Raw genomic sequence first — 17406 nt, 5'->3', positions numbered from 1 at the left:
CCCCGGATCAAGTCCGGGGTGACGGTGAGAGCCTCAATGTTCATCTCCTTCGTCGAGGCTTTGCGCAAAGGCGGCATTCCCGCGTCGCTGAAGGAGCATTTGCTGCTGCTCGAAGCGATGGATGCCGAGGTCATCGCCGCTGAGCCCGAGCAATTCTATTATCTCGCCCGCTCCGTCTTCGTTCACGACGAGACGATGCTCGACCGCTTCGACCGTATCTTCGGCGAAGTGTTCAAGGGCGTGCTCCAGGAGATGGAGGACCCGGCCAAGGCGATCCCCGAAGATTGGCTGAAACTGGTGGCCGAACTCTACCTGACGCCCGAGCAGATGGAGGCGATCAAGTCGCTCGGCTCCTGGGACGAGATTATGGAGGCCCTGAAGCAGCGGCTGGAGGAGCAGCAGGGCCGGCACCAGGGCGGATCGAAGTGGATCGGCACCGGCGGCACCTCCCCCTTCGGCCATGGCGGCTATAATCCGGAAGGCGTTCGGATCGGCGGTCCGGGCAAGCACGGCCGGGCGCTCAAGGTCTGGGAAAAGCGCGAGTTCAAGGACCTAGACTCAAGCCGCGAGATCGGGACGCGCAACATCAAGGTGGCGCTGCGGCGGCTAAGGCGCTTCGCCCGCGAGGGCGCGGCGGATGAGCTCGACCTCGACGCGACCATCGACGGCACCGCGCGGCAGGGCTGGCTCGACGTCCATATGCGGCCGGAGCGGCACAATGCGGTGAAGGTGCTGCTTTTCCTCGACATCGGCGGTTCGATGGACGGGCACGTCCGGCTCTGCGAGGAATTGTTCTCGGCCGCCAAGACCGAGTTCAAGCATCTCGAGCATTTCTACTTCCACAATTGCATTTACGAGGGCGTGTGGAAGGAGAACCGGCGGCGGTTCGCCGAGCGGACGCCGACCTTCGACGTCATGCACAAGTTCGGCCACGACCATAAGCTCGTGATCGTCGGCGACGCGGCGATGAGCCCCTATGAGATCACCCATGCAGGCGGGTCGGTCGAGCATATGAACGAAGAGGCCGGCGCGGTTTGGATCGACCGGCTGACCACCACCTATCCCGCCGCGGTGTGGCTCAACCCGACGGCCGAGCAATATTGGGGCCACAGCTATTCGACCCAGCTGATAAAGCAGCTGATGCACGACCGCATGTATCCGCTGACGCTCGAAGGGCTGGACGACGCAATGCGCGAGCTCAGCCGGAAGCGCTAAGGTGCCGAAAGGTCGCTAAGGTCGCTCCCCAACGCACGCGCGTGGGCGCGCACGCGAGGGCAGCAGATCATAACGATGCGAATGAGCCATCGGCTCGGTGGCACAGGCGGCGCGCTGTAGGACAGAGAAATCTAATGTCCGCTTTGGGTGGAAAGCGGACATTAGCCTTTCGGTTCTCAGCGGTGCTTGCAGCCCGGCCAACAGCAGGGGCGGCGCTTGCCTTCGCTTAGGCTTTCGCAGCCCCAGGTGATGCGCTTGCTTCGGGTCTCTGATTTCTTCGCGGATTCGACCCAGCAGATCCATTCGTTGCGGGCGAGCGGGGTGATGTCCTGCCAGGTCGCGAGTGCTGCCGGATCGCGGATCAGCGCGTCCTGCAAATCGTCAGGAAGGTCATGGACGACGCCGCCGGGAAGAGTCTTGGTCGTGGTCATAGATAAGCGCTGTATGTCATGCTGAACTTGTTTCAGCATCCATTTTCGATCCGCAGTGCCCTCGTCGCAATGGACCCTGAAACAAGTTCAGGGTGACGGTTAGTAAAGGCGGAGGTCCTTGGTCTGGACGATCCAAGCCGTTTCGTCGGCGCTGGCCTGCGCGTCGAGGTCGCCGGGCGCGGCGTTGGCATCGTCCACCCACTCACGCAGCGCAGGGCCGCCGTTGATGACGTCGATGGCCAGCTTGTCGAAGACATATTCGTAAGCGAAATCGCGCCAGAGATCGTAATCGGGCTGGAGGTTGCGGATGGCCTTGAAGGCCAGGGCCTGCAGCCGCCACGGGCGGAAGGCGGCGTGGTCGTAGAAACCGCCCTCGGCGTGGATGTGGACACCGTTGCAGAGCTGGCCGACATGCTTGTGGAAGGTCGGCTGGAACCAGATGTCGCGGAGCTTGCAACCGGTGAGCCAATCGGGCGCGAGGCGGTGCATTTCGTTGATGACTGCCAGCGCATCGATGTCGGGTGCGCCGAACAGCTCCAGCGGGCGGGTGGTGCCCCTGCCCTCGCTCAAGGTCGCGCCTTCCAGCATGACGGTGCCGGCATAGGCCCGGGCCATGTTGAGATTGGCGGCGTTGGGGGATGGGTTGATCCAGATGCGGTCCTCGGGCCAGCCGAAGCCGGGACCGTTGTCGGGCCGCCAACCGTGCATCTCGATGACGCGATAATCGACGTCGAGGTTGAAGTGGCGGATGAACCAGTGGCCCATTTCGCCCAGGGTCAGGCCATGGCGCATGACCATCGGACCGGCGCCGACGAAGCTTTCCCAGCCCGGAAGCAAGGCCGTGCCTTCTACGGGGCGGCCGGCGGGATTGGGGCGGTCGAGCACCCAGACGGTCTTGCCGTGCTCGGCCGCTGCTTCGAGGATATACAGCAAGGTCGTGACGTAGGTGTAGATGCGGCAGCCGAGGTCCTGCAGGTCGATCAGGATGACGTCGAAGGTGCCCATCGACTGGCCGGTCGGGCGGCGGACTTCTCCGTAGAGGCTGAAGACCGGGACGTCGTACTTGGGATCGGTGAAGTCCGGGGACTCCATCATATTGTCCTGGAGGTCACCACGGACGCCGTGCTGCGGGCCGAAGACCGCCGAGATGTTCACGCCCGCCGCGACCAAGGCGTCGAGGCTGTGGGTCAGGTCCTTCGTGACGCTGGCGGGATGCGCGAGGAGCGCGACGCGCTTGCCTTCGAGGGGTTTGCGAAGCTCAGGATCGGCGAGCAGCCGGTCGATGCCGAACAGGGTCATGTGCGCTGTCTAGGCAAGCTGGGCGACGAAGCAATCGGGATGATGAAAGTCCGGCCTCTCCGACGAATGAGCCAGGGCCCAATAAGATTTGGTGCCGTCTTTCTCCTCAATCACCGCGCTCAAGCCCAGGTTCCAGCTTTGGCCCGCATCGACGGCGATGGTCGCGCCGAGCGTCCACCAGGTCAGATTGTCCTCCACGCGCACATAAGGCGGAGCGCCGACGTCAGCATTGGTCATGCCTTCGCGCGGTGCAGTGAAGTCATAGGCGGCCCACTGCCCGGAAGGCGCGAAATTCCATTCACGGTAGGCGGAATCGCCGTCGGCGCGGAGAAATGCCTCGAAGCAGGTCGTCTTCCAGAGCTCGTCCGCTCGCCCCTCCTCCGTAGCTTCTGGAAGCAGGAAGCGGGATGCAGGTGCCCCCACGCAGAACCAGATGTTTAGCGTCGCCGCCGCACCGAAGGCCGCCGCAAGCTCGGCACTTGCCCAGACTTTGAAGTCGGGGTCCTCCGGGGGCGTTTGTGGATGGGGCGAGAGATTTAGCTGCACTGGCCCTCGTCCGATGTCTCCGCAACATCCGTTCGTCCTGAGCTTGTCGAAGGACTGCCATTCCCTTTGGCCAGCGCAGAGATTTTCAGCCAGTCGCCTTGGATGAGGGCCAGTTTCTTGGCTCGACTCCACCCTTTGATCTGCCTCTCGACGGCCAAGGCCTCGTAGCGAGTGGGGAATTCCTGAGACCAGACCAAGTGGACCGGCAAGTGGTCGGATGCAAACCCCGGCAACATGCCGGATTCATGCTGGGCGACACGCAACTCCAAGTCTTCGGTATGACCGGCGTAGAAATAGCCGCCGCGGCAATGCAACATGTAAGCCCAGAAGGTCATGCTCTTTGGTAGGCAGAAGGACAGTCCTTCGACAAGCTCAGGACGAACGGTTGTTGGTTTGAACTCGGTCGTCTAACCGAAGAGCTATGTCCGGTTACCAATCCTCCCTCCTGAAGCTGCTCGACGAGCGTGGTTATATTCACCAGGTCACCGATGCCGAGGCGCTGGATGCGCTGGCGTCGAAGCAGGTGGTGCCTGGCTATATCGGCTTCGATGCCACTGCGCCGTCGCTCCATGTCGGCAGCCTGGTGCAAATCATGCAGCTTCGGCGGCTGCAGCAGGCCGGGCACAAGCCGATCGTGCTGATGGGCGGCGGGACGACCAAGGTGGGCGATCCCAGCGGTAAGGACGAAGGCCGCCAGCTGCTCAGCCACGAAACCATTCAGACCAATATCGCCGGCATTCGCAGGGTGTTCGAGCGCTTCCTGACCTTCGGCGACGGCCCGACCGACGCGATCATGGTCGACAATGACGAATGGCTGTCGAAGCTGGAATATGTCCCGTTCCTGCGGGATGTCGGCCGGCATTTCACGATCAACCGCATGCTGACCTTCGACAGCGTCAAGCTGCGTCTGGATCGCGAGCAGCCGCTGACGTTCCTGGAATTCAATTACATGATCCTCCAGGCCTATGATTTCCTCGAGCTTTCCCGACGCTCCGGGTGCCGCCTGCAGATGGGCGGGTCGGACCAGTGGGGGAATATCGTCAACGGCATCGAGCTATCGCGGCGGATCGACGGGACGGAGGTCTATGGCGTCACGACGCCGCTGGTGACGACCGCCGACGGCGCCAAGATGGGCAAGACCGCGAGGGGCGCGGTCTGGCTGAATGCCGAGCAATTGAGCCCCTATGATTACTGGCAATTCTGGCGGAACACGCAGGACGCCGATGTCGAGCGGTTCCTGAAGCTCTTTACCGATTTGCCACTCGGCGAGATTGCGGCGCTGGTCAGTGCCGGCGGGGCGGCGATCAATGACGCCAAGGTGACGCTGGCGACCGCTGCGACGGCGATGCTGCATGGTGAAGAGGCCGCGCGGGCGGCCGAGGAGACGGCGAAGGCGACGTTCGCGGGTGGCGGCGTCGGAGCGGACTTGCCGACGCTGGAGACCGACGATGCGGACTTGCCGATCGTCTCCATCCTGATCGGGCTTGGTTTCGTCGATTCCAAGGGCGAGGCCCGCCGCAAGATCGACGAAGGCGCGGTTCGGGTGAACGGCGAGGTCGTGAAGGATCCGATGGCAGTGGTGGCGACAGCCGAGGAGCCGGTGAAGATCAGCCTAGGCAAGAAGAAGCACGGGCTGCTTACCCGCTCCTGAGCAAGCCGACTGCCGCATCCCGTTCGAAAAGGTAGAGGCAGACGCGAGCCGCCTGGCCGCGCGGGCCGTCGAGGCCGCCGTCGCGGTCGAGCAGCAATTGCGCGTCGCTGGTGGCGATCGGGGCAAGCTCGGCGACCTGTTCTGGCGTGGCGAGCCGGAAGCCGACTTCGCCCGACTGGCGGGTACCGAGGATTTCGCCGGGGCCGCGCAGCCGCAGATCCTCCTCGGCGATGCGGAAGCCGTCATTGGTCTCGCGCATCAGGGCGAGGCGGGCCCTGCCCGTCTCCGAGAGTTGCTGGCCGCGGAGGAGGAGGCAGGTGCTCTTGCCCTCCCCGCGCCCGACACGGCCGCGAAGCTGATGAAGCTGGGCGAGGCCGAAGCGCTCGGCGCCTTCGATGATCATGAGGGTCGCGTTGGGGACGTCGACGCCGACCTCGATGACGGTCGTGGCGACGAGCAAGGCGAGCTTACCGGACGCGAATGACGCCATGACGTCATCCTTTTCGGGCCCTTTCATGCGGCCATGGACGAGGCCGACCTTGTCGGAGCCAAAGCGCTGGCGAAGGACGGCGGCGCGGGCTTCGGCCGCCGCGGCGTCGGATTTCTCGCTCTCTTCCACGAGCGGGCAGACCCAATAGGCCTGGCCGCCGGACGCGATGTGGCGGGCGAGGCCATCGACTACGTCGCCGACGCGCTCGTCCGAAATCACTCGGGTCTCGATAGGCGTGCGGCCCGGCGGCATTTCATCGATCCGGCTGACGTCCATTTCGCCATATTGCGTGAGGGTCAGGGTGCGCGGGATGGGTGTCGCCGTCATGACGAGCAAGTGCGGCGGGTGTTCGGCCTTCGACGAGAGCAGCAGCCGCTGCGAAACGCCGAACCGATGCTGCTCGTCGATCACGGCGAGGCCGAGGTTCTTGTAACCGACCTTCTCCTGGAAAATGGCGTGAGTGCCGACGAGGATGTCGATCGAGCCGTCGGCGAGGCCCATGAGGACGCTTTCGCGCGCCTTGCCCTTCTCACGGCCGGTGAGGATGGCGACGCGCACGCCGAGGCTGTCGACCTGATTCAGCAGCGTCGCATGGTGCTGGCGGGCAAGAATCTCGGTTGGTGCGAGCAAGGCGGCCTGGGCGCCGGCTTCGACGGCAGAGAGCATCGCCAGCAGGGCGACGAGCGTCTTGCCGGATCCGACATCGCCCTGGAGCAGGCGCAACATCGGTGAGGACTGGGCCATGTCGCCGCGGATTTCCTCTGTGACCCGGCGCTGGGCACCGGTGAGGCTGTATGGCAGTTGGAGCTTGCCGGTCAGGCGGCCATCGCCCTGCAGTGGCTTGGTGCGCTTGCGACGGCTGGCCTGCCGGAGCAGCAACAGCACCAGCTGATTTGCGAATATCTCGTCATATGCCAACCGGTTACGGACGTCGTTTGCCAATGGTTCTGAATGTGCCTCGGCCAAGGACGAGCGCCAATCGCGCCAACCATGGCGCGAGAGCACGGACGGTTCGATCCATTCGGGCAAATCCGGAGCACGATCGACGCCCGCAATCGCCAGCTCGCGCATCCGGCGGTTGGCGATCCCTTCCGTCAGTGGATAGACCGGCTCGCGGAGCGGCAAGTCGGCCGCCTTGCCGGCACCCAGGACTTCGGGGTGCACGATCTGCCATTCGTCGCCATAGGCATCGAGCCTACCGGCAACGGTCTTCGTCTCACCGAGCGGCAGCTGCTTCTTCGCCCAGCCTGGGTTGTTGAAATAAACAAGCGTTATGGTGTTGCCGTCGCGGTCGCTGGTGAAGACCCGCATGGGCCCGCGCCCGCCCTGCCGGGTCTCGAACGGGGTCAATTCCAGGACAACGATGCGGCCAATCAAAGCGGCGCTGGCCTCGGGCGCCCGGACGCGCTCAATCGTTCCGGTCGGCAAATGGAAGGCTAGATCGATGGCGCGGGTGATATCGAGCCGTTTCAGGGACTTGGCGACCTGCGGGCCAACGCCGGGCAGCGCTTCTACCTCGGCAAACAGGGGATTGAGGATGTCCGGCCGCATGACGAAGGTTTAGCGGGTCATTCCCCGCTCGCAATATGGCTCCCCTCGCCCTACATGGCCGCCATGCCCCCGATGGATGACGAACTGAAGGCGCTGCAGTGGCGCGCGTGGCATCGCGGCACTCGCGAGGCCGACCTGATGATCGGGGGATTCTTCGATGCTCACCGTGAGCAATGGGGTTCGCAGGAACGCGACTGGTTCTCCGGCCTGCTGCAGGAACAGGACGTCGACATCATGGCCTGGGCCATCGGCGCCGCCGAACCGCCGGCGCGCTTCCAGGGACCGATGATGCAGGCGATGCAGCGCCTCGATTACCTGAAAGCGCCAAAGTGAGCGACGCCCTGCAACGCATCCTTAAGGCAAGACAGCCGCTCACCCTTAGCGGCGTCCCCGCGGGTTTCCTGCCGGGGCTGGCGGCCGACCTGGCCCGCGCGGCGCACGGAACGGGCGCCGGCGGTCGTGCGGTCGTGATTGCAGCAGATGAGGCCGCGATGCGGGCGCTGGCCGAGACGGCCCCGATTTTCGCGCCCGACGTCGAGGTGCTGACACTCCCGGCCTGGGACTGCCTGCCCTACGACCGCAGCTCTCCGGCTTTGCGCGTGATGGCGGAGCGTATGGCGACGCTGCATGCGCTCCAGGCGCCCCGTAAAGGCCCGCAACTGCTGATCGTGACCGCCAATGCGGCGGCGCAGCGGCTCGTGACGCCGTTCCGGGTCCGGCAATTGACCCGGCGGCTGGCGGAAGGCGAACGGATCGAGCGCGAATCCCTGGTGAAGCTGCTGACCGCCAACGGTTACCAGCGCACGGACGCGGTTCACGATGCGGGCGAATATGCCGTGCGCGGTTCGATCGTCGACCTGTACCCAGCGGGCGAGCCCAGTCCGATCCGTCTCGACTTTTTCGGTGACGAAATCGAGACGATGCGACGCTTCGAACCCGCCGACCAGCGCACCACCGGCCCAGCCGAGGCCTTCACTTTGATGCCTGCGTCCGAAGCGTTGATCGACGAGGACAGCGTCAAGCGATTCCGCGCCCGCTATCGCGAGGAATTTGGCGCCACCGCGACCGGCGATCCCCTCTACCAAGCGGTTTCGGAGGGGCGGCGCCTTGCAGGGATGGAGCACTGGCTGCCCCTCTTCGAGGACAAGCTCGCAACCCTCTTCGACCATCTTGGCGATCATGACGTCATCCTGCGCGACAGCGGCACCGATGGCGCGCTGGAATCGCGGCAGGAGGCGATCCAGGATTATTTCGCCAATCGTGAGCGGGCGATGGTGTCCGAGCCCGGCAGCTACCGTCCACTGGCTCCCACTGCATTGTACCTAAGCTCGAACGAATGGCGCGATGCTCTCAAGGCGCGGACCATTCACCTCACCTCGCCCTTCCACGAGCCCGAGAGCGACCGCGTCATCGACTTTGGCGTCGACCCGGCCCGCGACTTTGCACCGGAGCGGGCGCAGAACAGCAACATCTACGAAGAAGTCGTCAAACACATCGGCAAGCTACGGAAAGACAAGCACAAGATTGTGCTTGCAAGCTATAGCGCCGGCGCTCGCGAGCGCCTGACCGGGTTGCTTGAGGATCATGGCCTAAAGTCGGTCAAGCAGGTTCGCACCTGGCAGGAAGCCCTGGGAGCGAAATCCGATGCGGCGCTGATGGTCCTGCCGCTCGACCACGGCTTCACCAGCCCGGAAGTCGCTGTGCTGACCGAGCAGGACATGCTCGGCGACCGGCTGGTCCGCCGCAAGAAGCGCCGCAAGAGCGCTGATGCCTTCCTTGCCGAGCTCGCGGCCCTCTCGCCCGGGGACCTTGTTGTCCACGCCGACCACGGGATCGCCCGTTACGAAGGCTTGACGTCGATCCAGGTCGGCAAGGCGCCGCACGATTGCGTCGCGCTGGAATATGCGGGCGGCGACAAGCTCTATGTCCCGGTCGAGAATATCGATGTCCTGACGCGCTACGGCGGCGCGGGCGACCATGCCGGGCTCGACCGGCTGGGGGGAGAGGCCTGGCAGCGTCGCAAGTCGCGGATGAAGGAGCGCATCCGCGAGATTGCCGGCGAACTCATTAAGACCGCCGCCGTGCGCGCAACCCGCGCCGGGCAGGTGGCGGAAGCCGATTCCGCCTTCCCGGAATTCATCAACCGCTTCCCCTATGAGGAAACCGAGGACCAGGACCGTGCGATCGGGGAGGTTCTGGAAGATTTGTCGGCGGGACGGCCGATGGACCGGCTGGTTTGCGGCGATGTCGGTTTTGGCAAGACCGAGGTGGCGCTGCGGGCGGCCTTCGTCGCCGCCATGGCGGGTTATCAGGTGGCGTTGGTCTGCCCGACCACCCTCCTCGCTCGCCAGCATTTCAAGAATTTCGTCGAGCGCTTTCAGGGCTTCCCGATCGAGATCGGCCGCCTGTCGCGGCTGGTCCCTGCAGCCGAGGCCAAGAAGACCAAGGAAGGGCTTGAAAAGGGCACGGTCGACATCGTCATCGGTACGCATGCGCTGTTGGCGAAGACCATCAAATTCAAGAAGTTGGGGCTCGTCATTGTCGACGAGGAGCAGCATTTCGGGGTTGCCCACAAGGAGCGGCTGAAGGCGCTGCGAGCCGACGTCCACGTGTTGACGCTGACCGCCACGCCGATCCCGCGGACGCTGCAGATGGCGATGTCGGGCCTGCGCGAGTTGTCGGTGATCCAGACGCCACCCGTCGATCGGCTTGCGGTCCGCACTTACATCACGCCCTGGGACCCGGTTGTCGTCCGCGAAGCCTTGCTCCGCGAGCATTATCGCGGCGGCCAAAGCTTCTTCGTCGTCCCGCGCATCGCCGATTTGCCCGACATGGAGGAATGGCTGCGTGAGGAAGTGCCGGAGGTGAAGGCCATCACCGCCCACGGCCAGATGAGCGCATCCGAGGTCGAAGAACGCATGAGCGCCTTCTACGACCGCAAATACGACGTGCTTCTGTCGACGACGATCGTCGAGAGCGGCCTAGATATTCCGTCGGCCAACACATTGGTGGTCCACCGCGCCGACCGCTTTGGATTGGCGCAGCTCTATCAGTTGCGCGGACGCGTCGGACGATCGAAGACCCGTGCCTACGCTTATCTGACGACGGCTGCGGATCGGCAAATGACGGAGGGCGCGGAAAAACGCCTTCAAGTGCTGGCCAACCTCGACAGCCTCGGCGCGGGCTTCCAGCTGGCAAGCCATGACCTCGACATTCGCGGCGCCGGCAATTTGCTGGGCGACGAGCAGTCGGGGCACATCAAGGAAGTCGGCTTCGAGCTCTACCAGTCGATGCTGGAAGACGCGATTTTGGAAATGAAGTCGGGAGGCAGCGAACGCCGTGAGGAGTTCTCGCCGCAGATCAGCGTCGATGCGCCGATCCTGATTCCCGAGCTTTATGTTCCGGACCTCGATCTTCGCATGGGCCTGTATCGGCGCTTGGGCGAGCTGGAAGACAGGCAAAGCGTCGAGGCCTTTGGCGCCGAGCTGATCGACCGTTTCGGCCCGCTGCCGCCGGAAACCGAAAATTTGCTGCGGATCGTCGAGACTAAGATCAATTGCCGCGCCGCCAGCATCGCAAAGCTGGATGTCGGCGCGAAGGGTGCGGTTGTGACCTTCATCGAAAGCGGCTTCCCCGACCTTGCCGGACTATTGGGCTATGTCGATCGCCTGAAGGGTGCCGCCAGGCTGAGACCTGACAGCAAGCTGATAGTAAGCCGCGACTGGGCGACCGGCGAAGCCCGGCTGAACGGCGCGCTTCAATTGTCGCGAGGGCTGGCGCGGGTCGTGGCCGCCGGCGAGAAGCAAGAGCTGGAACCGGCTTAAGCGGCTGCGGCTTGAATCAGTTCGGCGAGATCCTGTTCGGCCAGTGCGCCGGAGCCGAGGAAGCCCTGGTACAAATCGCAGCCCCAGTCGGCGATCAGCGCCAATTGCTCAGGCGTTTCGACGCCTTCGACGACGACCTTGAGGTCGAGCTGGCGGGCCATATCGATCATGGCGCGGACGACGATGCGGCCGCGCTTCTCTTCGGCAAGGTCGGTGATAAGCCCGCGATCGATCTTCAGCGTGTCGAGCGGCAAGCTCGTGAGATAGGCAAGGTTGGCATAGCCCGTGCCGAAATCGTCGACGGCAATTTGGATACCGGCTTCGCGCAGGCGGCCCAGGCGCTCCGCAATCAACCGGCCGTCCGCAAGCAGGCTGTCCTCCGTGATCTCGACCGTCACACGGTCAGGCGCGAGGCCGGCCAGCGCGATCTCTTCCAGCAGCCATTGGTCGTAGCCGTCCCGCCCTAGGTCTTCGGCGAGGAGGTTGATGGAAATCCTGAGATCGGAAAGCGGAGCAGGCCAGGCGCCCGCCATCCTGAGCGCCTTGCGCTGGGCGAAGCGGGAGAGCCGCTCCTTGAGACCGCCGCGCCGTGCGCGCTGGAAGAGCTCGGAGGCCGAAGGTTCACCGTCCCAGCGCGCCAGGGCCTCGACCGCAACGATGCGGCCGGTCGCCGGCTCGATCTGCGGCTGGAAATGGATGGCGATACGGTCCTGCTCGATCGCATCCTCGAGCACAGGGTCGCGGCGGCGCACGACCAGCTTCTGCAGCCGGTCCGAGGCGCGCTGCTTGTTCGTGGCACGCTGTTTACTCATCAGAGTGCGGCTACGCCTTCGTAGTGGCCTGCTCCAGCACGCGTTAGCGCCAGCCCCACAACGGGACAGTGGCGCAGGCACCAGAAATCCCTATGTTCCGCAGCGTGACCGCCGAAGCGCCCCGGCCCGAGAACGGTAACCGCGACCTAGCCGCGGCTGGAATCGGCCTGCTCGCCTCCCCGACCGAGGCCGCCCAGGCGGCGGAAAAGATGCTGCGCCGGCGCTATCAATGGGCGGACACGGACAAAGCCGAAACCTTCGTTGCCCTGGGCGGCGACGGGTTCATGTTGCAGACGCTGCACAGCATGATGGAGGGCGGCGATCCCAAGCCCGTGTTCGGAATGAACCGGGGCACGGTCGGCTTCCTGATGAACGAGTGGCGCCTGGACCGCCTGCCCGAGCGGATCGCGGGAGCCAAGGCGATCAGGGTGGCGCCCTTGGACATGGAGGCGACTACGGTCAGCGGCGAGGTTCATCGCCATTCCGCGATCAACGAGGTGTCCCTGCTCCGTGAAACCCGCCAGACGGCGAAGATCGAACTGAGCGTCAATGGCCGCGTCGTCATGCCCGAACTGGTCTGCGACGGTGTGCTGGTGGCGACGCCCGCGGGTTCTACCGCCTATAACTATTCCGCACGCGGACCGATCCTGCCGTTGGCATCAAAGGTCCTGGCGCTGACGCCGATTGCCGCCTTCCGGCCTCGGCGCTGGTCCGGAGCCATCCTTCCCGACGACGTCGCCGTCCGATTCCGTGTGCTCGAGGCCGAAAATCGCCCGGTTTCCGCCGTTGCCGACCAGTTCGAGGTCCGCGAGGTACGCACGGTCGATGTCAGGCTCGACAAGGAACGGTCGATGACCTTGTTGTTCGATCCTGAGCATGCACTCGACGAGCGGATCGCGATGGAGCAATTCGCGACGTGATATTTGTGGTCGCGATCCGTCAACCGGATCGCTTAGCCGCTTGCGTTTGGAGCCTGCTTCGCTATTTAGCGCGCCGTGTCCCACGGGACCGCTCCCCGGTAGCTCAGCGGTAGAGCATCCGACTGTTAATCGGACGGCCGCCTGTTCGAATCAGGCCCGGGGAGCCATTTTTCCCAGAAATCAGGAGGGAAATCAGCAGGCGATCGCGAGGTCGCCTTTGTGCCGGATCTCGGGGTGCGTCGGCACGCTGGCGATGATGATCGTCCCCGGCTTGCCGTGGCGGATCATCAGGCGCCCGCCGATCTCGTCGATCCGCTCGCGCATACTGGACAGGCCGACGCCCTTGCGGACCTTTTCCGGCATGCCGATGCCATTGTCGACGATCGCGATGTGCAGCATCGAGCGGCGCAGGTAGACGCCGACGGCGACGTCGCTGGCGCGCGCATGGCGGTGGACGTTCGACAAAGCCTCCTGGACCATACGGTAGACCGCGACCTCCGCTGCCGGCGACATGTGGATGTCTCCTTCGGCGTTCGTCGTAATCTTGAGGCCGGTCCGCTTTGCGAAGCCGCCGGCGAGCTGGCGGATCGCCGTGGCCAGGCCAAGCTCACTCACCATCGGCGGGTGGGCGAGGAAAGAAATGGCGCGGAGCTCGCGCTGGGCTTCGCCGAGGAGTTGCTCCATCTCGTCGACGATCTGGATTTCGATCTTCGGCTTGCGCTTGGTTTCCTTGAGATGCGCGATCGACAGTCCAAGCCCGGCCAGGAGCTGCATGGTCGAATCATGGACCTCTCGCGCGATACGACGCCGTTCTTCGGCCTGGTGCTCGATCAGCGAATGGCTGAACTCCTCGCGCAGTTGGCGGAGGTTGACGAGCTCCGTCACGTCGTAGCGCGTAATGGTGTGCATGACCCGTCCGCCGACCTCGATCCGGTTCACGCACAACTGGAAGGCGAATCCCTCCCAGCGATCCTTGCCGTGATAAGTGAAGCGGAACGACGGATCGCCATTGCGCTCCATCGCCCGGATGCCGTCGACGGCAATCGCCGCCGGGCGGTGCCCGTCACGGGCGCGCGCATCGCAAAAGGCGAGATAATCGGTCCCCGGCGTGAGGGAATCATAGCCGTACATGGCGGCGGTCTTGATCCAGGCCGGGTTGACCGCGAGGATCTGCCAATGTTCGTCGACGAGTGCGATCTGCTCGGGAAGCCCGCTGATGATCTGGCGGAAAGTGGCAACGAATTCATGCCGGCTGGACGAGGTGAATGAAGTTACGGCGGGGGCCTGAGAAAGCTCAAAGGCCAGATGGGGAGAATCCTTGGGGTGATGCCCCAATACTACCGGAGGTTCCGGTCCAAACTCCATAAAAGCCCCGCGTGCTAGCCCCACATACGCAGACTCGGGCGGTAATCCCCTAAGTAATGTCCCAGATAGGCCGGTTATCATAAGTTATCAACATCGGTACAAACCCGCATGGATAACTAAGGTGAGGTAGTTGGTCGAAAATAGAGGTCAGAATCGTCGAAAGACGGAACTTTCGGTCTTCTCGCCCTAACCTTCGAGGGCCGCCATCAAGGATGCGTTTCCACCCGCGGCCGTCGTGTCGATGCAGGTTACGCGCTCGGTCGCGAAGCGCGCGACATAATGCGGGCCACCGGCCTTGGGTCCCGTCCCGGAAAGGCCCTCGCCACCGAATGGCTGACTTTCGACCACGGCGCCAATCTGGTTGCGGTTGACATAGAAGTTGCCAACCCGGGCATGCGCCTCGACATAGTCGCGGACCGTGTCGATGCGGCTGTGCAGGCCGAGGGTCAGGCCATAGCCCGTCGTGTTAATCGCCTCGACCACCTTGTCGAGCTCGTCGTTGCCGAAGCGGACGACATGGAGGATGGCGCCGAAGTTTTCCTGGTTCAATTGGCTCGGCGATTCGATCTCGTAGAAGGCGGGAGAAACGAAGGTGCCGTTCGTAGCCTCCTTCGGTTCGTCCAAGCGGCAGATCTTCCTGGCATTCTTGTCGAGCCACTCGATGTGGTCATCGAGCACTTTCTTCGCTGCCTCGTCGATCACCGGTCCGACGTCCGTCTTGAGATCGCCCGGATCGCCAACCGTGAGAGCCTCCATCGCACCGGAGATCATGGAGATCATGCTGTCGGCAACGTCTTCCTGGACGAACAGCACGCGCAACGCCGAGCAGCGTTGGCCGGCGCTCTGGAACGCCGAGGAAATGACGTCGCGAGTCACCTGCTCGGGCAGCGCCGAGCTATCGACGATCATCGCATTCTGACCGCCGGTTTCGGCGACGAACGGGATGATCGGGCCATCGCGCTCGGCCAAGGTGCGGTTGATCATGCGGGCGGTTTCGGTGGAGCCGGTGAATACGACGCCCGAGAGCAAAGGATGCGCGGTGAGCGTACCGCCCACCACCCTGCCGGAGCCAGGCGCAAGCTGCACGATGTCCCGGGGGATACCGGCTTTATGCATGAGTTCGATTGCAAGCGCGGCAACCAACGGCGTCTGCCCGGCCGGCTTGGCAATCACGGCATTGCCGGCAGCCAGAGGCGCGGAAACAAGCCCGGTGAAGATCGCGAGCGGGAAATTCCAGGGGGCAATGGCGGCGATCACGCCGCGGCCATGCAACCTCAGCTCATTCTGTTCGCCCGTTGGACCGGGCAGCGGCAGCGGCCTGGTGAACTGGCGCCGCGCTTCCGACGCGTAGAAGCGCAGGAAGTCCACTGCCTCGCGCACTTCCAGCACTCCGTCGACCAGGGTCTTCCCGGCTTCGCGGGTGCATAGGGAGAAGAACTCCTCCGCATGCTCCTCGTACAGGTCGGCGGCCCGCTCCAGCAGCCGGGCACGCTTCTCGCCGCCGAGCGAATCCCAGGCTATCTGCGCGTCAGACGCGGCACGAACCATTCGGTCGACATCGGCGGCTGTCGCCTCGAATGTCGTCCCCACGGTGATCCGATGGTCATGCGGGGAGACGATGGACCTTGCCTCACCTTTTCCAAGACCGGGCTTCGCGGTCCAGCTGCGGGCCTCGAGCGCCTTCAGGCGTTCAAGCAATGGCTCGCGGACCAGCGGGTCGCTGAGGTCGACGCCGGCGCTGTTGCGGCGCTTCGCTCCGAAGAGGCCGGCGGGCACGACGATTCTCGGATTGCGCTTCGGTTCGAGTGCCTGAAGTTCCGCGACCGGGTCCCGAACCAGTTCGTCGAGCGACACCTGCTCGTCTGCAATGCGATTCACGAAACTGCTGTTGGCGCCGTTTTCGAGCAGGCGGCGGACCAAATAGGCGAGCAGGTCCTCATGACTGCCGACCGGCGCGTAGATGCGAACTGGGGTGCGGTCTTCGCCAATGCCCTTCTCAAGCTTCGCCAGTTCCTCGTAGAGGCCCTCGCCCATCCCGTGCAGGCGCTGGAACTCGAACTCTCCGCTGCCGCCCAGCGATTTGATGACGCCGATGGTGTTGGCGTTGTGCGTCGCGAAGGCCGGGTAAATCACATCGCTCGCCGCGAGCAGGCGCTTGGCGCAGGCGATGTAGGAGACGTCGGTCGCGATCTTGCGCGTGTAGACCGGGTAATCGTCGAGGCCCGCGACCTGCGCCGCCTTCACCTCAGTGTCCCAATAGGCGCCCTTGACCAAGCGCACCATGAAGCGACGGTTGTGCTTGCGGGCCAGCTCGGCGACCCAATCGCAAAGGGGCACGGCGCGCTTTTGATAGGCCTGAATGGCGAGGCCGAAGCCGCCCCAACCATTGGCGAACAACTCATCGTCGGCGGCCAGCGCTTCGATGATGTCGAGCGATGGTTCGAGCCGATCAGCTTCCTCGGCATCGATCGTGAAGTGGACATCCGCCCGCGAGGCTTTCAGCGCCAGGTCGCGCAGGACCGGCAGCATGGCCGCCTTGGCTTCCTCGATATGGCTCCACTCGTAACGCGGGTGCAGCGCCGAGAGCTTAACCGAGATGCCGGGCGACTTGCGGAAGCCGTCTTTCGCTTCCTTGGCAATGCGGTCGAGTGCCGACGAATAGGCCTTGGCATAGCGCGCTGCGTCGGCGTGGGTCTTTGCAGCCTCGCCGAGCATGTCGAAACTGTGACTGAGGCCCTGCCGGCGCTCCGGCGCTGCGCGCTTCATCGCTTCATCGATGGTGCGGCCGAAAACGAACTGCTTGCCCAGAATCTTCATCGCCTGGCTGACGGCGGCGCGGATCACCGGCTCGCCGAGGCGGCCGACGGCTCGGCCTAGAGCGGCGGTCCAGCCCTCCGTCGAATCCTTGGCGTTGTCGAGGACCTTGCCGGTCAAAAGCAGCGAGAAGGTCGCCGCATTGACGAAGGGCGAAGAGGATTCGCCGAGCTTGTCCGCCCAATTGGGTCCGGAAAGCTTGTCGGCGATGAGGTCGTCGGCGGTCTCGGCATCCGGAATGCGCAGCAGTGCCTCGGCAAGGCACATGAGGGCGATACCTTCATCGCTGCCAAGGCCATAGGCGGCCATGAACGCGTCAATGCCCGTCGGCTTGTGGGCGCGGACGGACTTCGACAGGGAGCGGGCAATCGCCGCGGCTTCCTTGGCCTGCGACGCCGTCAGCTCGGCTTCGGCAAGCCTCTGTTCGACAATGGCATTTTCATCGGGCCGGTAAGCGCGGCGCAGCGCGGAGCGGTCGACCATCTGAG

General features: G+C 64.2%; 13 protein-coding genes and 1 tRNA gene. 6 read left to right on the top strand and 8 right to left on the bottom strand.

Annotated features, from left to right (window positions below; translation table 11 throughout):
* The first annotated feature begins 36 nt into the window (after positions 1-36).
* Positions 37-1215 carry a vWA domain-containing protein gene (locus tag LZ536_RS00935; RefSeq protein WP_249846439.1) on the top strand — a complete coding sequence of 393 codons (1179 nt, stop codon included), beginning with the start codon at positions 37-39 and terminating at the stop codon, positions 1213-1215.
* Positions 1216-1391: 176 nt separating this feature from the next.
* On the opposite strand, the gene LZ536_RS00930 is transcribed toward LZ536_RS00935, so the two are convergent.
* From LZ536_RS00930 to LZ536_RS00915, 4 genes are all read right to left on the bottom strand, one after another.
* Entirely contained in the window at positions 1392-1646 is a 255-nt protein-coding gene (locus LZ536_RS00930) for a YdeI/OmpD-associated family protein (protein WP_249846438.1), read from the bottom strand.
* Between the two features lie 99 nt (positions 1647-1745).
* Positions 1746-2945, bottom strand: a complete 1200-nt coding sequence (locus LZ536_RS00925; RefSeq protein WP_249846437.1) for an exo-beta-N-acetylmuramidase NamZ family protein — start codon at positions 2943-2945, stop codon at positions 1746-1748.
* Between the two features lie 9 nt (positions 2946-2954).
* A complete protein-coding gene (locus tag LZ536_RS00920; RefSeq protein WP_249846436.1) occupies positions 2955-3491 on the bottom strand; it encodes a DOMON-like domain-containing protein in 537 nt (178 codons plus the stop codon).
* Positions 3482-3826 (bottom strand): GIY-YIG nuclease family protein, encoded by a 345-nt coding sequence (locus tag LZ536_RS00915; RefSeq protein ID WP_249846435.1) that lies wholly within the window; start codon positions 3824-3826, stop codon positions 3482-3484. The genes LZ536_RS00920 and LZ536_RS00915 overlap by 10 nt, the downstream gene beginning before the upstream one ends.
* A gap of 86 nt (positions 3827-3912) precedes the next feature.
* On the opposite strand from LZ536_RS00915, the gene tyrS reads away from it, so the two are divergent.
* Positions 3913-5142, top strand: a complete 1230-nt coding sequence (gene tyrS, locus LZ536_RS00910) for a tyrosine--tRNA ligase (protein WP_249846434.1) — start codon at positions 3913-3915, stop codon at positions 5140-5142.
* On the opposite strand, the gene recG is transcribed toward tyrS, so the two are convergent.
* Complete coding sequence (gene recG, locus LZ536_RS00905) at positions 5129-7183, bottom strand: ATP-dependent DNA helicase RecG (protein ID WP_249846433.1); 2055 nt, start codon at positions 7181-7183, stop codon at positions 5129-5131. The two genes, tyrS and recG, sit on opposite strands and share 14 nt — an antisense overlap.
* Before the next feature lie 54 nt (positions 7184-7237).
* Between recG and LZ536_RS00900 the strand changes: the two genes are divergently transcribed.
* Both LZ536_RS00900 and mfd read left to right on the top strand, forming a co-directional pair.
* Complete coding sequence (locus LZ536_RS00900; protein WP_249846432.1) at positions 7238-7516, top strand: FAD assembly factor SdhE; 279 nt, start codon at positions 7238-7240, stop codon at positions 7514-7516.
* On the top strand, positions 7513-11007 hold the full coding sequence (gene mfd, locus LZ536_RS00895) for a transcription-repair coupling factor (protein WP_249846431.1): 3495 nt from the start codon (positions 7513-7515) through the stop codon (positions 11005-11007). Before LZ536_RS00900 ends, mfd begins: the two co-directional genes overlap by 4 nt.
* On the opposite strand, the gene LZ536_RS00890 is transcribed toward mfd, so the two are convergent.
* Positions 11004-11819 (bottom strand): EAL domain-containing protein, encoded by an 816-nt coding sequence (locus tag LZ536_RS00890; RefSeq protein ID WP_249846430.1) that lies wholly within the window; start codon positions 11817-11819, stop codon positions 11004-11006. The genes mfd and LZ536_RS00890 overlap by 4 nt on opposite strands.
* A 92-nt stretch (positions 11820-11911) precedes the next feature.
* Here LZ536_RS00890 and LZ536_RS00885 point away from each other — a divergent pair, with 92 nt between their 5' ends.
* On the top strand, positions 11912-12739 hold the full coding sequence (locus tag LZ536_RS00885) for an NAD kinase (protein WP_249846429.1): 828 nt from the start codon (positions 11912-11914) through the stop codon (positions 12737-12739).
* Between the two features lie 92 nt (positions 12740-12831).
* Positions 12832-12906, top strand: a tRNA-Asn gene (locus tag LZ536_RS00880).
* A gap of 25 nt (positions 12907-12931) precedes the next feature.
* Here LZ536_RS00880 and LZ536_RS00875 read toward each other — a convergent pair.
* Both LZ536_RS00875 and putA read right to left on the bottom strand, forming a co-directional pair.
* Positions 12932-14104, bottom strand: a complete 1173-nt coding sequence (locus LZ536_RS00875; protein ID WP_249846428.1) for a sensor histidine kinase — start codon at positions 14102-14104, stop codon at positions 12932-12934.
* Positions 14105-14290: 186 nt separating this feature from the next.
* Positions 14291-17401 (bottom strand): bifunctional proline dehydrogenase/L-glutamate gamma-semialdehyde dehydrogenase PutA, encoded by a 3111-nt coding sequence (gene putA, locus LZ536_RS00870; RefSeq protein ID WP_431357929.1) that lies wholly within the window; start codon positions 17399-17401, stop codon positions 14291-14293.
* Positions 17402-17406: the final 5 nt, after the last annotated feature.

It is taken from the genome of Sphingomonas alba (genome assembly GCF_023516555.1).
Lineage (GTDB): Bacteria > Pseudomonadota > Alphaproteobacteria > Sphingomonadales > Sphingomonadaceae > Sphingomicrobium > Sphingomicrobium album.
This window is presented reverse-complemented; position numbering and strand designations above follow the sequence as displayed.

Excerpts from the sequence above, each read along its gene's own strand:
- LZ536_RS00935 (WP_249846439.1), top strand. The coding sequence starts at position 37 with ATGTTCATCTCCTTCGTCGAGGCTTTGCGCAAAGGCGGCATTCCCGCG.
- LZ536_RS00930 (WP_249846438.1), bottom strand. The coding sequence starts at position 1,646 with ATGACCACGACCAAGACTCTTCCCGGCGGCGTCGTCCATGACCTTCCT.
- LZ536_RS00925 (WP_249846437.1), bottom strand. The coding sequence starts at position 2,945 with ATGACCCTGTTCGGCATCGACCGGCTGCTCGCCGATCCTGAGCTTCGC.
- LZ536_RS00915 (WP_249846435.1), bottom strand. The coding sequence starts at position 3,826 with ATGACCTTCTGGGCTTACATGTTGCATTGCCGCGGCGGCTATTTCTAC.
- tyrS (WP_249846434.1), top strand. The coding sequence starts at position 3,913 with ATGTCCGGTTACCAATCCTCCCTCCTGAAGCTGCTCGACGAGCGTGGT.
- recG (WP_249846433.1), bottom strand. The coding sequence starts at position 7,183 with ATGCGGCCGGACATCCTCAATCCCCTGTTTGCCGAGGTAGAAGCGCTG.
- LZ536_RS00900 (WP_249846432.1), top strand. The coding sequence starts at position 7,238 with ATGGCCGCCATGCCCCCGATGGATGACGAACTGAAGGCGCTGCAGTGG.
- LZ536_RS00890 (WP_249846430.1), bottom strand. The coding sequence starts at position 11,819 with ATGAGTAAACAGCGTGCCACGAACAAGCAGCGCGCCTCGGACCGGCTG.
- LZ536_RS00885 (WP_249846429.1), top strand. The coding sequence starts at position 11,912 with ATGTTCCGCAGCGTGACCGCCGAAGCGCCCCGGCCCGAGAACGGTAAC.
- LZ536_RS00875 (WP_249846428.1), bottom strand. The coding sequence starts at position 14,104 with ATGGAGTTTGGACCGGAACCTCCGGTAGTATTGGGGCATCACCCCAAG.
- putA (WP_431357929.1), bottom strand. The coding sequence starts at position 17,401 with ATGGTCGACCGCTCCGCGCTGCGCCGCGCTTACCGGCCCGATGAAAAT.